Annotated in this window: 16 protein-coding genes; 10 read left to right on the top strand and 6 right to left on the bottom strand. The window is 66.8% G+C overall.

What is annotated here, in order from left to right; translation table 11 throughout:
• Nucleotides 1-27: 27 nt before the first annotated feature.
• Nucleotides 28-447 carry an ankyrin repeat domain-containing protein gene (locus ACH49N_RS08695; protein WP_358271739.1) on the bottom strand — a complete coding sequence of 140 codons (420 nt, stop codon included), beginning with the start codon at nt 445-447 and terminating at the stop codon, nt 28-30.
• Nucleotides 448-528: 81 nt separating this feature from the next.
• Between ACH49N_RS08695 and ACH49N_RS08690 the strand changes: the two genes are divergently transcribed.
• From ACH49N_RS08690 to ACH49N_RS08670, 5 genes are all read left to right on the top strand, one after another.
• Nucleotides 529-1635 carry a septum formation family protein gene (locus ACH49N_RS08690; RefSeq protein WP_358271741.1) on the top strand — a complete coding sequence of 369 codons (1107 nt, stop codon included), beginning with the start codon at nt 529-531 and terminating at the stop codon, nt 1633-1635.
• A gap of 1 nt (nt 1636) precedes the next feature.
• Complete coding sequence (locus ACH49N_RS08685; RefSeq protein ID WP_109326000.1) at nt 1637-1987, top strand: metallopeptidase family protein; 351 nt, start codon at nt 1637-1639, stop codon at nt 1985-1987.
• A 150-nt stretch (nt 1988-2137) separates the two neighbouring features.
• Entirely contained in the window at nt 2138-2443 is a 306-nt protein-coding gene (locus ACH49N_RS08680) for a PE family protein (protein WP_159918788.1), read from the top strand.
• A gap of 34 nt (nt 2444-2477) precedes the next feature.
• On the top strand, nt 2478-3683 hold the full coding sequence (locus ACH49N_RS08675) for a PPE family protein (RefSeq protein WP_358271743.1): 1206 nt from the start codon (nt 2478-2480) through the stop codon (nt 3681-3683).
• Nucleotides 3684-3721: 38 nt separating this feature from the next.
• Nucleotides 3722-4471: an ESX secretion-associated protein EspG gene (locus ACH49N_RS08670; protein ID WP_358271744.1), complete on the top strand. Its 750-nt coding sequence runs from the start codon at nt 3722-3724 to the stop codon at nt 4469-4471.
• A gap of 17 nt (nt 4472-4488) precedes the next feature.
• On the opposite strand, the gene ACH49N_RS08665 is transcribed toward ACH49N_RS08670, so the two are convergent.
• From ACH49N_RS08665 to ACH49N_RS08650, 4 genes are all read right to left on the bottom strand, one after another.
• Nucleotides 4489-5883: a lipase maturation factor family protein gene (locus ACH49N_RS08665; protein ID WP_358271746.1), complete on the bottom strand. Its 1395-nt coding sequence runs from the start codon at nt 5881-5883 to the stop codon at nt 4489-4491.
• A gap of 64 nt (nt 5884-5947) precedes the next feature.
• Nucleotides 5948-6619: a histidine phosphatase family protein gene (locus tag ACH49N_RS08660; RefSeq protein WP_358271748.1), complete on the bottom strand. Its 672-nt coding sequence runs from the start codon at nt 6617-6619 to the stop codon at nt 5948-5950.
• Nucleotides 6616-7533 (bottom strand): prephenate dehydratase, encoded by a 918-nt coding sequence (pheA, locus tag ACH49N_RS08655; RefSeq protein ID WP_159918783.1) that lies wholly within the window; start codon nt 7531-7533, stop codon nt 6616-6618. The genes ACH49N_RS08660 and pheA overlap by 4 nt, the downstream gene beginning before the upstream one ends.
• A 53-nt stretch (nt 7534-7586) precedes the next feature.
• Nucleotides 7587-8288 (bottom strand): hypothetical protein, encoded by a 702-nt coding sequence (locus ACH49N_RS08650; protein WP_358271750.1) that lies wholly within the window; start codon nt 8286-8288, stop codon nt 7587-7589.
• A gap of 93 nt (nt 8289-8381) precedes the next feature.
• Here ACH49N_RS08650 and ACH49N_RS08645 point away from each other — a divergent pair, with 93 nt between their 5' ends.
• From ACH49N_RS08645 to ACH49N_RS08625, 5 genes are all read left to right on the top strand, one after another.
• Nucleotides 8382-9146, top strand: a complete 765-nt coding sequence (locus ACH49N_RS08645) for a DUF2470 domain-containing protein (RefSeq protein WP_358271752.1) — start codon at nt 8382-8384, stop codon at nt 9144-9146.
• Nucleotides 9147-9183: 37 nt separating this feature from the next.
• Nucleotides 9184-9996: a CPBP family intramembrane glutamic endopeptidase gene (locus ACH49N_RS08640; protein WP_358271753.1), complete on the top strand. Its 813-nt coding sequence runs from the start codon at nt 9184-9186 to the stop codon at nt 9994-9996.
• 264 nt (nt 9997-10260) lie between these two features.
• Entirely contained in the window at nt 10261-11484 is a 1224-nt protein-coding gene (locus ACH49N_RS08635) for an LCP family protein (protein ID WP_358271755.1), read from the top strand.
• 24 nt (nt 11485-11508) lie between these two features.
• Nucleotides 11509-12060, top strand: coding sequence for a ferritin (locus ACH49N_RS08630; protein ID WP_159918779.1), 552 nt, complete (start codon nt 11509-11511; stop codon nt 12058-12060).
• 144 nt (nt 12061-12204) lie between these two features.
• Entirely contained in the window at nt 12205-12750 is a 546-nt protein-coding gene (locus tag ACH49N_RS08625) for a ferritin (protein ID WP_159918778.1), read from the top strand.
• 68 nt (nt 12751-12818) lie between these two features.
• Here the strand turns inward: ACH49N_RS08625 and ACH49N_RS08620 are convergent, their stop codons facing one another.
• Nucleotides 12819-13733 carry a DUF5926 family protein gene (locus ACH49N_RS08620; RefSeq protein ID WP_109325966.1) on the bottom strand — a complete coding sequence of 305 codons (915 nt, stop codon included), beginning with the start codon at nt 13731-13733 and terminating at the stop codon, nt 12819-12821.
• Between the last annotated feature and the right edge of the window lies 1 nt (nt 13734).

Below are 13734 nucleotides of genomic sequence, written 5' to 3'. Positions count from 1 at the left end.
AAACCCTACCGGGCGCCTCCGGAGCGCTCATTCGGGTTTCGGTTCCAGCAGGCTCAGGAGATCTTCCCGGCCGAACATGCGCGCGGCGTCCACCGCGGTGGGGTGCCCGGCTGTGGGGTCGGCACCGCCCGCGACGAGGGTGCGCACCACCCCGTCCTCACCCTTGAACAACGCCCCTGCCAGCGGTGACTGACCCTTGTCGTTGAGTCGGTTGACGTCGGCACCGCGGTCGATCAGAGCCTGGACCGCCTCGGCATGGCCGTGGTAGGCGGCCAGCATGACGAGGGTGTCGCCGTTCTGGTTGGTGAGGTTCACCGGGACCTCGGCGTCGATGTACGTGGCCAACGCCACTGCGTCGCCCGCGCGTGCGGCATCGAACACCCGGCCCGCGAGTTCCTGGAGTTCCGGATCCACAGGTTCGGCGGAGGGCTGCGAATGGTCGTTCATGGCACTCGAAGCTACCCCGCCGCGAACCTGATCGAAGGAGTTGTTCTGCTTCTCGCACCGGAACGGGCATGATGGAAAACGATGTCCTCAGATCAGCCGAACGGTGCCGAACCGCAGCCCGGGAACGCCGGGCAACCGACCAAGGCACCCCGTACCATGTCCGCGACCACGACGCGTCGCGCGCTCGCTGCTGTCGCGATCGGCGCCGTGGTCGCGGCGATCGCGACCTTCGCGATCGCAGGTGGGTTCGACCGCAGCGAGAATCTGCCCACCCACTCGGGCGATCCCGGACCCCAGGCCACCGCGTCGGTGGAAGGGGAGGCTTTCGCATCGGCGGTCGCCGGCGACTGCCTCGACTGGACACCGTCGAACGATCCGAAAGAGGATCGCAAGGACGTCGCGAAGGTCGACTGCGCCGAGGAGCACCGTTTCGAGGTGGCGGCCCCACTGGACCTCAGTGTCTACCCGGGCGCAGAGTTCGGGCCGGGGTCGCGTTACCCGGGCGCCCTGCGGTTCGCCGAGCTGCGGGACGAGCACTGCGTGCCCGCCGTCGAGACCTACCTGGGTGCACGTTTCGACCCTTACGGGAAGTTCAGCGTCGGTCTCATGTTCCCCAGCGAGGCAGGCTGGACCGCCGGGGAGCGCACCCTGCGGTGCGGTCTCCAATTCTCCGGCACCGCAGGCACTTTGCTTCCTTTCAGTGGGCGGGTGGCCGAGCAGGACCAATCGAATGTCTGGGATCCCGGCACCTGCATCGGCATCAATCAGAATGCCCCCACCGATCCCGTCGACTGCGTGCAGCCTCACGCGTACGAGGTGATCTCCGTGGTCGACCTCGGCACCCAGTTCCCGGGTTCGATGCCGTCGGTCGAAGACCAGGACAAGTACCTCGAGGGCGTGTGCACCCAGGCGTCCAACGAATTTCTCGGCTCGGCGGACGCGTTGCGGAACAAGACCCTCACCCTGTTCTGGGACAACCTGGAACTCGACAGCTGGCTGGCGGGCAGCAGGCGCATCAACTGTTCGGTGGGCAAGGAGACCGACACCGGCGGCTTCTCGACCATCACCGGGTCCGCCAAGGGCGACATCCTGATCAACGGCGCGGCGCCGGTACCGCCACCGCCTACTCCGGAGGGCAGGTCGATGCCGACGCCGCTTCCCGGCGCAGCTCCGGTTCCCGGGCCCTGACGTGCCGGTTCTGATGACGCCCGACCGATTCGAGGAATTGGTCGGGGACGCGCTCGATCTGATTCCGCCTCAACTCGCGACCGCAATCGACAACGTCGTCGTCCTCGTCGACGACCGCAACGAGGACGATCCGCATCTTCTCGGGCTGTATCACGGAATAGCGCTGACCGAACGGGACAGTCATTACGGCGGTTCGCTACCCGATACGATTACCATCTACCGCGACGCCCTCCTCGAAATGTGCAGTTCGGAGGAGGAAGTCGTTCACGAAGTGGCCGTCACCGTGATCCACGAGGTTGCACACTACTTCGGGATAGAAGAAGATCGCTTGCACGAGCTCGGCTGGGGATGAACGGTTTTCCCGGGAATTTTTTCTCGGGATCGGGGGGAACCGAAGAGCGCGTGGCGGCGTCCAAGGAAGTAGGGACGCTGCACCATGCAGTTCGCTTCCCGGGGGGCAGCTGCCTTCCGCACCCGCCTAGGTCAGAAGGAGTTCGACGCAATGCCAGCTCTGCACGTCGCACCCGAAGCTCTTGTCGCCGCCGCCGTGGAACTCGACGCGCTCGCCGCGCGCCTCGAGGCTTCGGTCGCACTGAACTCCGCAGCAATCCGGGTACTCCCGTCGGGGAGCGAAGAAGTCTCCCTCCATGCCGCCGGTTACTTCAACACGGTCGCAGGAACGTTCACTCCTGCTGTCGCACAAGGAATTCTCGAGATGCGGGAGACCGCGAACACGCTCCGCACCCAAGCCGCTCTGTACGCCGCCGAGGACCTTGCCCTGGGCGCGTCGCTCGCTGCGGGCATGTGACCGGAACGTCTCGAGACCAGTAGGAGAATCGCACATGACCATGGGACTGACAGGTGTCATCTGGTTGCCCCGCGGCGCCACCGTCAACTCGACCACGCTCATCGCGGGCGCAGGCCCTGTGCCGCTCAGCGTGGCGAGCGCTGCGTGGACTGCGCTGTCCACCAGCTTCGTCGACGCCAACCTCACGCTCGTTCGGGTGATGGCCGAGCTGGCCGCCGGCTGGCAGGGCGTATCGGCCGTGGCCGCACTCGCCAAGATCACGCCGTTCACGGTATGGACGGCCGAGTGCGCCGAACTGGCGGCAGACACCGCCGTCAAGGCCGGACTCGAGGCGGGCGCATACACGACGGCCGCGCTCATCATGCCCAGCATTCCCGAGATCGTGGCAGTCAAGACCGCGAAGGCCACCGCCTACTCGACGGGCGGTGCCCTCAACGGCTCCGCGGCAGTCGCCGAGGCCGCCGACCGGGCGATGGACATCCGGGCAGGGCTCGTGATGGAGGGGTACGAGGCCGCATCCAACATCCTCGCGCTCAAACGCACGTACAAGCAGCCCCCGCGCATCGTCACCAAAGCCGATTCAAAAGAGGTCGGAACCTTCGAGGATGTCCCCCAGGACGGTAACTTCGACCCGACACGGGCCGCTGCCGCCGCGCTGATGGCGGCCGGTCAGAATCCCGCGGTCACCACCGCCGCATCGCAGGTCGGCAGTATCGCCGGTACCACCGTGTCCACCGCCACGTCGGCGGCGAGCAACATCGGTGGGGCGGCGCTGTCCGCAGCCACCAGCTCGGCGGCCACCCCGATGATGGCTGGTGCGCCGATGCTGTCGGGTGGCTCGTACAGCGGTGGCGGTGCAGCTTCCACGTCGACGGCGGCGGCACGGACGTCGGCCGGTGCGCTCGGCGCCGGGACGGGAGCCGGCGGTACGACTCTTCCCGAGGGCTGGGGAAAGACAGATGCCCTGGGCCAGGGTGCTCGGCCCGGAGCGCCCGCGGCCACACCCGGCGCAGTGATCGGAGACGTCCGGACCGACATGAATCCCGCTACCGCGGCACGTGGAGCAACGGGTAGCGGACCCATGATGGGCGGGCGCGGCGCGGGTACGGCCGGTTCGCAGGACAACGAAGAACGGGACACCCCCGATTATCTGAAGAACTTCGAGCACTTCGCCGACGGACGTACGGTCATTCCTTCGGTGATCGGCGCCAACCCCGACCACCCGGAGAGCGGACGTTGATAGACCTGGGCACCCAGGCGGGACCGACCCTGCCGGCGGTGACCCTGAGCCTCGACGAGATGGATGTCCTCGTCGACCGGCTCGCGCTCGACGTCCTGCCGGTGGTGCTCGACGCCGGCCCGCGGTACGACTCGTACGAAGCCAGGGACACAGCGTTTCGCGACGCCGTCGCCGGCCTCACCGCCCGGGATCTCCTCCCGGGCGGTGAGGTTCGCGCCGAGCTTGCTGCGGGACTGCAGGTTCTTGCCCGCCCGCGGTGGGAAATAGCTCTGCGCTGGTACGTCGACGGAAGCATCTCGCGGTTGTGTGTTTCCCGGGGCGACACCATGTCGGTGCTCACCATGCGCGCCGGCGACACCTACGTGGTGCAGGACGCCGGCGTCGACATCTTTGCGCCGGTCATCGCTGCCCTCGGCACCGCGGAGCCGATGGACTTCGGCGTGGTCAACGCACCCACTGCCCAACTCGGTGAGGTGTTCGACGCGGGGGGCGACGGTAAAGCTCTCGCTGCCGGCCTCACCGCACTCGGTGTCGCGCCGCCCGACGCCACCGCGGTGGGCACCGCGATGGCAACCTGCAACACCTACGCCGAAATCGTGGGAATCGTGTACGGCGACGGGCAGTACGACCCAGTCGGTGGTCCCGTCACCGTATTCGACACGCACAAGGGGCGAATCGTCGGCACGTCCAGCGTGTCCGCGCACGGCGTCGCCTGGTCTTCTCTGAGCCCGGGTACACCACAACGTCTGCGCCAGGCCCTCGAGTTCCTGGCCGACAGATTGCACTGAGTTCAGATTGCACTGAGTTACACCGGTTCACGCTTCCACCACGCCCCCGTCTCGCGGCGCTCCTTCCACGTGGTGAACCGGTAGCGGTACAGACGCGCACGCACATGTTGAGGTGGGGCGTCGGGGAAAGGATTGTGGCGCAGCAGTTTCAGCGTGTCGCGGTCGTTCCTCAGCAGCCGCTCCACGAAGGCGGGAAACCATGGATCGGCGTAACCCGGCGAGATCGGAATGAACCAGAACAACCAATCGAGCCGCAGATGGTACGGCGCGAACTGCCGTGGCCGGCGATTCACATCGCCCGGTTTTCCCTTGAACTCGTATTCCTTCCATTCGGACTGCGCGGTGATCGCCGAGTCGGATGTCCCCTCCACGATCACTTCGTACCGAACCTTGGTGACGCTGCCGAAGGCGCCGTAGGTGTTCACCAGATGCCACGAGTTGAACGACGCATTCATCCGCTGACCGTGCGAGATCATGTTGCGGATCGGCCAGTAACTCAGCACCACCACCAACGCTGTCACGGCGACCACCAGGACGACGAAATACAGCGGCGCCGACGAACTTCCCTCCGGGAGCGATACCGGCACAAGCATCTCGAACACGCTGTCCGGGATGACCGACAGGGCCAGCACGATCGTGATCCAATTCAGCCAGGAGAAGTTACCGCTCGCCACGAGCCATAGTTGAGTGACGATCATGACGGCCGCGGCGATCGCCGCCACCGGCTGGGGCGCAAACAGCCCGAATGGCATCACTAATTGCGCGAAATGATTTCCCAACACCTCGAGCCGGTGAAGTCTTTTCGGCATTCGGTGGAAGTACCAGCTGAGCGGTCCGGGCATCGGCTGGGTTTCGTGGTGATAGTAGAGGCAGGTGAGATCACGCCAGCATTTGTCGCCGCGCATCTTGATCAGTCCGGCGCCGAACTCGAGCCGGAACAATAACCACCGCACCGCGATCAGCACCAGAATTGGCGGACCGACGGAGGAGTTACCGAGGAAAATCGCCAGAAATCCGGCTTCGAGGAGTAGCGACTCCCAGCCGAAGCTGTACCAGATCTGCGAGACGTTGACGATCGACAGATAAAGAATCCACAGCACCAACCACACCAGCATGCAGGCGGCAAGCGGCATGAATTGCGTCGCACCCAGCAGAGTCGCGAGTGCCAACCCGGCGCCGGTCCAGGCAACTCCCGCGAAGAACCGATCCGAGTAATGGAAGTGAAAGACACTCGGTGCACGTGCGAAGGGGACGGCCCGCAGGAACCGCGGAATCGGCATCATGCCGTCACTACCGACGAGCGGCCTGAACTGATGCACCGCGCCCAGGAAGGCGACAAGGTAGATCGCCGCGAGCCCCTCGGTGACGAGCAGCCGCCCGAGGGAATAGTCTTCGGCTACGAACCATTCCATTGCCGTCACTCCTCGAGGACGGTTTTCTCCATCGTCGCGCAGCGGGTGGAAGTCCGCAACGCATTCACCCCATCGGGTCGTCGGCCCCGGGAATCACGCGATGTTCGAACGGCGGCTCGACCGTTCCCCACCGCACACATTCCCAGCCTCCGCCGAGGGTCGGTACCAACTCGACCGACTCCGTGTTCGCGAGGTGGTTATTGGCTGCGAACAGCCCGGGAACATCCGCCAGCTGTGCGGCGACGAGGCGGATCGCGGCGCCGTGGCTGACGAGGACGACATCTCCCGATCGGTCGGGATCGTCGAGATACTCCGCGCGCAGGGCATCGACGACCGGCACGTAGCGGTCGAGGATGTCGTGAGCGGATTCGCCACCGGGTACGCGGGCGCCCAGCTCACCCGCGTGCCACAGGTGGAAAGTCTTCATGAACAGGGCATGCGATTCATCGTCACGGCGATCCTCGAGTTCACCCGCCTGCGCTTCGTACAGCCCCTCGCGGGTCTGGGCGGAAAGCCCGGTGGCACGTTCGACCGCACCCGCCGTCTGCCGGGCTCGCAGGGCCTCTGAGTTGACGAGCGCAGCGAGCGACGCACGGGCCGCGAGCCGGGCCCCGAGAGCGTCGGCCTGCGCCTGCCCCTCCGGTGTCAGCGGTGCGCCGGGCAGCCGGGTGTCGAGTCGGCGTTCGACGTTGGCCTCGGTCTGTCCGTGCCGTACCAGAATCAGCTTGCCGCTCACAGTTCCCTGTCTCCCTGACGGATTCGTTCGATCCAGTCCGCCGCGTCTCCGTCGGACGGCGGGGGCGGACCACTCGGGTTCGCGGCCGGCCACGAGCCGAGGAACCGCACGGTCGACTTGCGGTGCAGCGCGCGGAACGCCTCGGCGACCAGCGGATCATCGAGGTGACCGATGCAGTCGACGAAGAACCGGTAGGAGCCGGGTTCGGTGCGAACGGGCCGGGATTCGATGCGGATGAGGTCGATTCCGCGAGTGGCGAACTCGGAGAGAACGCTGACGAGCGATCCGGGTTCGTTGTCGGGCTGCAGAACGGCGGAGCTTCGGTCGCTACCGGTGCGCGGTGGAACCCGCGTCGGGGCGGTGACGAGCACGAACCGCGTCCGCGCGCCGGCGACGTCCGCGACACTGCTGGCCAGTGTGTGCAATCCGAGACGCCTGCCGGCCAGCGCGGTCGATACCGCGGCGTCGGCGAGACCGTGCGAGACATCCTCGGCCGCACCCGCATTGGACGAAGCGGTCTGAATCTCGGCGTCGGGGCAGTTCTTCTCCAGCCAGGTCCGCACCTGGCCGGCGGCGACGGGATATGCGCGCACGGTCCGCACCTGGTCGAGGCGATCGATGCCGGGTCGACCCAGAATTTCGAACGCCACGTCCAGTTCGGTCTCGGCGACGATCTGTAGCCGTTCGCCCAGGGCCAGGGAGTCCAGAGTGGGCACCACAGCCCCCTCGACAGAGCTCTCGATGGGGACGACGGCACCGTCGACGACACCGTCGCGTACCAGCTCGAGCGTGGCCGGGGGGCTGGACGCGGCGACGCGTTCGACCGGCCCGTCGAAGGCGCCCGCGCCCTCGAGTTCGGCGAGCGCCATTTCCGTGAAGGTTCCCGAGGGTCCGAAGTACGCGATCTTTGGCACGCCTATGAGATTACGCAACGAGAGTTGACGGCCCGGCGCTATGCGGTGAATCTTTATCGCAACCCGGCTGCGGCGAGTTCGCGACTCACCCGGACGGGATCGCTCACCTCGATGCCCAGCAGCACTTCCCGGACTGCCTCGGCCGCCTCCGGACCGAGCGCCGCAAGCTTCTCCGCGGTCGGGTCGGCGAGAGCCGACCGGACGTTGTCTCCGCGCAGCGACGCGACGGTGCCGGACAGCAGGGCGAGCACCTCGGCGGCGTCACGCGCTCTGGCGACGTATCCGACATCCGCATGCGCGAGGACCGCCAGGAAATCGGCCACCTCACCGATGGAGAATCCACTGCCCAGGCCGGGGATGCGTCCGGCATCGGCGAGTTGCTGCGCCGATTCTGCGAGCCCGAGGTCGCCGTCGCCGACGAACACGGCGAGCGGCGAGGGCAGTCGCAACGCGAGTGCGTCGCCGAGCTGCGCGGCGGGACAGTCGAGGTGGAATCGGACCGCCTCGTAGGACGCCTGTTCTCGGGTACGCAGCTCGGCGGGGTCGATGTCGAGGCCGACGATGATGCGGCCCGCGTCGGTGCCGTGGCAGCCGATCAGAGTGGACGCAAGAACCACCCGGGGCCCGACTGTTCCTGCGACCGTGTCCGCGGGGTCCGCGGATACTGCGGCGGTGGGTGCCGCGCTGAGCAGGCCTTCGAGCAGCGACTGCGGTCCGCGCGAACGCGGAACTCCGAGGGAAAGAGGAATTGCCACGTTCACACCGTAATCCTGCGGTGGTCTTGCCAACCGACGCACGTCACATTAGGTTAGGTTTACCTCAGTACCGCTGCTCCCGAAGGAGGCTCCATGCCCGTCACGACTACCGGACCGACCACCGCCGAGCGTGTGCGTAGTTCGTGCGCACGGACCCAGGAGGCAGTACTCGCTGTCGAGGGCAGCGCTCCTACGGTCACGTCCGTCCACCACCTGCGCGCCGGCGGAGACGTCGTCGTCGCGGTGCCGACCGACTCGGCGGCAGCCACCCTGTCCTGGCTGGCCGGTGGCGGCGGAATCCCCGCGGTCCTGGAGCTGACCGACAACTCCCCGCTCCCACTCCGCGAGCCCGTGCGATCACTCGTCTGGCTACGGGGCACCCTCCACTCCCTGTGCGAGGCGCACACCCGCGCCCTCGCGGACGAGGTCGCCTCCGAATACCCGCATCCCGGGCTCCTCGACGTCGGGCACGACGCCACGCTGTTGCAGCTACGGCTCGAATCGGCCGTCGTCGCCGACTCGACCGGCGCCGAACCCGTCTGCCTTCCCGAATTGCTCGCGGCCAGGCCCGACCCGTTCTGGGAAATGGAAACGGCCTGGCTTCAGCACCTCGACGAGGATCACACCGACCTCATCGACCTGCTCTCCCGCAAGCTTCCGCCGCACATGCGGCAGGGACGCATCCGTCCGCTCGGCATCGACCGCTACGGGTTGCGGTTGCGCGTCGAGAGCGACAACGGTGACCGCGACATCTGGATGCCGTTCGCGAATCCGGTGGACGACGCCCTGTCGCTGAGCCGGGCGATACGACTGCTCGTCGGATGCCCCTTCGTCAACGGTCTGCGCGCCCGCGGCTGATCGGCAAAACCACGGACCCGCGCGCTAGCGTTGCCGCGTGATCTCGCGGACAACGCTCGACTCCTGGATACGCCCCGCATCACCCGAGATGCCGGTGGTGCCGGCGAGGGAACGCCGCGGGCTGTGGATCGAAATCACGATCGTCCTGCTCGTCACCTTCGGGACCAGCGGGTTGTCGGGATTGCTGTCGCTGACCGAGTCCCTGCTGACGCCCGGTGACCTTGCCGACCAAGCGGTCGCGCTGAACATCGCGCGCGCGGAGAACCAGTTCATCGATGCGGCACGGCAGCTGCTCGGTGTCGTGAAACTGCTGTCCTGGGCGGCGCTGGGTCTGTATCTCCTGTGGCGTGGCGGCATCAGCCTCGCCTCGGTGGGGCTGGGGCGGATCCGGTGGCGTCCCGACGCTGTACAGGGTGTCGGGCTGGCCGCGCTGATCGGGCTCCCCGGGCTCGGCTTTTACCTGCTGGCGCGCGCGGTGGGCGCCAACCTGACCGTCGTCCCCAGCACGATCGGTGACCATTGGTGGCGGCTTCCCGTCCTCGTCCTCTGGGCGATCGCCAACTCGGGGGCCGAGGAGGTACTGGTCGTCGCCTATCTCGTCACCCGACTGCGGCAACTGGGGTGGAGCGAGAACTCGTCCCTGCTCGCGTCGGCCCTGCTGCGTGGCACCTACCACCTCTACCAGGGCTTCGGCGGCGGGCTGGGCAATGTGGCGATGGGTGTGGTGTTCGGCCGGTACTGGCAGAAGACCGGCCGGCTGTGGCCACTCGTGATCGCGCACGCCACCATCGACTCGGTGGCTTTCGTCGGCTACGCGGCCCTGCGTGGCCACGTCGGCTGGATTCCGTAATCCTTCGAGACCAGTAAAGTCGTGCGGGTGACCGGCGACGCACCCTATCCACCGCTGCCGCCCCGCCCGCCTCGGCGGACGCAGGGCGGCGGACCCGCGCCGCAGTCGCCGAACCGCCGGACCCCACCTCCCGGCCCGCACGGTTCCGCCCCGCCTCCGCCTCCTCGCGTTCCGCCACGAGGATCTCCGGGACCGCCGCCGCCGCGACCCCGGCACCCGGCGCCCCGCCCCGGCCCCGCAGGTCCGCCTCCGGAAGGAACCCAGGTGATCCGGCGAGACGGGCGAGGCACCCCACCCGCCCCGCAGCAGGCGTGGTCGCAGGCGCCCGAACCGCGATTGTCGCGGTCCGCGCCTCCTCGCCCGGACGGCTACGCGCCAACCCAGACGCCGCAGCCCTATCGTGAGCCACCGCAGTATCGCGAGGCGCCGCAGTACCGACAGGCGTATGTCCCGGATCGGCGCCCCCCTCGCAACCCGCCGCCCCCGCTCGCGCCTCCCCGCAACCCCGAACCACCGCGTCAACGCAGACCCAGACGCCGGCGAAACTGGGGCAGTCGCATCGGCATCCTCTTCCTGGTGTTGGTTCTTGCCCTCGCCGGCATGACTTACTACCTGGATACCTCCCTGAACCGGGTCGACGCCCTCGCCGATTACGACGGCCGGGTCGGCGACACCCCCGGCACCAACTGGCTGCTGGTCGGGTCGGACAGCCGCACCGGGCTGACACCGGAACAGGAGCAGGAGTTGTCGACCGGCGGCAACAGCGGTCCCGACCGCACCGACACCATCATCGTGATGCACCTCCCGAGCAGTGGCGGGCCGGCGACCATGGTGAGCATCCCCCGCGACTCCTACGTGTCCATACCGGGCTACGGCAACGACAAGATCAACGCGTCGTTCGCATTCGGTGGCCCGCAATTGCTGGTGCAGACGGTCGAGGAAGCGTCCGGGCTGCACATCGACCACTACGCCGAGATCGGGTTCGGCGGTTTCGCCGGGATCGTCGACGCCATCGGTGGTGTCGAGATGTGCCTGGATGCCCCCATCGACGATCCCCTCGCCGGCATCAATCTGGCGCCCGGCTGCCAGGAGCTGTCCGGCTCGGACGCCCTCGGATTCGTCCGCACTCGCGCAACGGCGCTCGCCGACATCGACCGTATGAACCACCAGCGGAAGTTCATGGCCGCGCTGATGGCGAAAGCCACAAGCCCGGCAACGTGGTTGAACCCGTTCCGGGTTTGGCCGCTGATCACCGACACAGCCAAATCGTTGCGCGTCGACGAGGGCGATCACATCTGGAACCTTGCAATGCTCGCCTGGGCCGTGCGCGGTGACATGGTCACCACCACGGTCCCGGTGGCCGGATTCGAGGATGTCGACGGTTCGGGGAACGTACTGGTGTGGGATGACGAACGGGCCTCGCAGTTCTTCGGCGCTCTCGCCGAGGATCGGCAGGTTCCCGCCGAACTGGTCACCACGGGCCAGTGACGCCGCATCCGTAAACTGAGCCGCATGACACAGTCGGCGCCTACGAAGCCCAGTGAATTCCACCACCTGCTGCAACAGCAGATCCGCAACGAATTCACGGCGTCACAGCAATACATCGCGGTGGCCGTCTACTTCGATTCCCACCATCTCCCGCAGCTGGCGAGGCGCTTCTATACGCAGGCCACCGAGGAACACCGCCACGCGATGATGATGATCCAGTACCTCCTCGACAATCACGTCCCCGTGACCGTTCCGGGTATCGACGACGTGATCACGGATTTCGACTCCGTGCGGGCACCGGTGGAACTGGCGCTGAAACAGGAAGAAGCGGTCACCGAGCAGATCACCAGACTCGCCCGCACCGCCCGCCACAACGGGGACTACCTCGGCGAGCAGTTCATGCAATGGTTCCTCAAGGAGCAGGTCGAGGAAACTGCAGGCATGAACACCTTGCTGACCATCGTCGACCGCGCAGGCAACGATGTGTTCAACATCGAAGACTTCGTTGCCCGGGAGATGAACGCCGCCCCGCGCGCCGATTCGACCGCTCCCAAGACCGCAGGTAGCGGAGCCTGAAGGCACCCCGGATAAACCCGAAACGGTGCGCCATAATTCGGCGGAATTCGCGCCGAATTAGGCCGCATTAAGTTTGGGAACCCTTGCCATAATTAGGCAGAACTTGCATGACAATGCCGTCTGACCAGCTATATCGTGTGTCTCATGACTTCCGTTGACGCGCACAAGACAAAATTCCACGCCCTGCTGCACGACCAGATTCGCAACGAATTCAACGCGTCACACCAGTACACCGCGACTGCCGTCTATTTCGATAATGCGGACCTTCCTCAGTTGGCCAAGCACTTCTACAAGCAGGCCGTCGAGGAACGCAATCACGCGATGATGATCATCCAGTACTTCCTGGATCGCGGAATCAACGTGGAGCTGTCGGGTGTCGACGCCGCAAAGGGCAACTTCGAGAATGCGCGTGAGCCGATCGCGCTGGCTCTGACGCAGGAGAAGACGGTCACCGAGCAGATCGTGCAGCTCGCGAGCACCGCCCGCGAAGAGGGCGACTACCTCGGCGAGCAGTTCATGCAGTGGTTCCTCAAAGAACAGGTCGAGGAGGTCGCCAGCATGACCACCCTGCTCGCCATCGCAGACCGCGCGGGCGCCAACCTGTTCCATCTGGAGGACTTCGTCGCTCGCGAGATGAGCGTCGTCGACGACACCGCCGGAGCGCCTGCCGCTGCCGGTGGCGCCATCTAGGCGGCTCCGCCGCCTGTGCGCCTTTCTGGTTGCGGTGACTACCAAAAAGGCGCACGGGCCCGGAGGGCCTAGCGCAACGTGACCTGGCGACCGCGGAGGCCGTCGCGGGCGCGTCGCTCGTCGGTGGTGAGCGGAGCATCGACGGCCAGCGCCTGCGCGAGTCGGTCACCGAGCTCGACCGTGGCGGCCGCCCACTCGTTGGGGTGCTTCTCTCGATCCAGGTCGAAGACCGGAACGAGAAGGCCGTGCGTCCGGAAAGAGCCGGCATAGCGCGACCCTTCACCCAGGTGCAGCCCGCCGGTGGCGTGGACCCGCGCCAGCGCCAGCATCAGGTCGTCCTCGTTTTCGGGACGAACCCAGCGGATGTGCGCCTTCTCCCCGGCATCCACCCACCACGCTGCCACGACGCCTTCGGCTTCGACCCGCGCGGACGGCATGATTGCCGCGTTGGCGTGCTGCACCGTGGTCGCGACCTCGGGTGCCGGTTCCACCCCTTCGGGGATCCACCAGTTGAAATCCTGGTGCACCGTGATGTCGAGCAGAGCGTCCGCGTCGATCACCTCGGCCGGTGCGGGGGTGTCGGCACCGGGGTTGGCGGAGGCCAGCGATTCTCCGGCCGCGGCGTCTCGAACCCACACGACGGAGGCCGCCAGGTCGGCACCGAGGTCCGCAGAGTGTGCCTGGACCTGCACACCGACGAACCCGGTGGCGTCCTCGCCTTCGTCACGGACGAGCGCCGCCACGGCACCCGGCAGGACGGTCGCCAACGTCACCGGACGCGAGGAGTCCTTCACCGGCAGCGGTGCTGTTGCCGAGGGGACGAATTCACGCAGCGCGACGAGGTCGCATTCCGCGGCGAGGCCTTCGAAGGGGCGCGTCACGGCCGCGGCGGCACTTTCCCGTTCCGCCTTCCGCTGCGCGAGCTTTTCGGCGCGGGCACTGTCGGGCTTCGGTCCACTGTTTCTCTTGCTCTTCTTTGCCACG

Source organism: Rhodococcus sp. NPDC019647 (assembly GCF_044389235.1).
Classification (GTDB): domain Bacteria; phylum Actinomycetota; class Actinomycetes; order Mycobacteriales; family Mycobacteriaceae; genus Rhodococcus_F; species Rhodococcus_F oxybenzonivorans.
This window is presented reverse-complemented; position numbering and strand designations above follow the sequence as displayed.

Excerpts from the sequence above, each read along its gene's own strand:
- ACH49N_RS08625 (WP_159918778.1), top strand. The coding sequence starts at position 12,205 with ATGACTTCCGTTGACGCGCACAAGACAAAATTCCACGCCCTGCTGCAC.
- ACH49N_RS08690 (WP_358271741.1), top strand. The coding sequence starts at position 529 with ATGTCCTCAGATCAGCCGAACGGTGCCGAACCGCAGCCCGGGAACGCC.
- ACH49N_RS08665 (WP_358271746.1), bottom strand. The coding sequence starts at position 5,883 with ATGGAATGGTTCGTAGCCGAAGACTATTCCCTCGGGCGGCTGCTCGTC.
- ACH49N_RS08630 (WP_159918779.1), top strand. The coding sequence starts at position 11,509 with ATGACACAGTCGGCGCCTACGAAGCCCAGTGAATTCCACCACCTGCTG.
- ACH49N_RS08680 (WP_159918788.1), top strand. The coding sequence starts at position 2,138 with ATGCCAGCTCTGCACGTCGCACCCGAAGCTCTTGTCGCCGCCGCCGTG.
- ACH49N_RS08675 (WP_358271743.1), top strand. The coding sequence starts at position 2,478 with ATGACCATGGGACTGACAGGTGTCATCTGGTTGCCCCGCGGCGCCACC.
- ACH49N_RS08695 (WP_358271739.1), bottom strand. The coding sequence starts at position 447 with ATGAACGACCATTCGCAGCCCTCCGCCGAACCTGTGGATCCGGAACTC.
- ACH49N_RS08645 (WP_358271752.1), top strand. The coding sequence starts at position 8,382 with ATGCCCGTCACGACTACCGGACCGACCACCGCCGAGCGTGTGCGTAGT.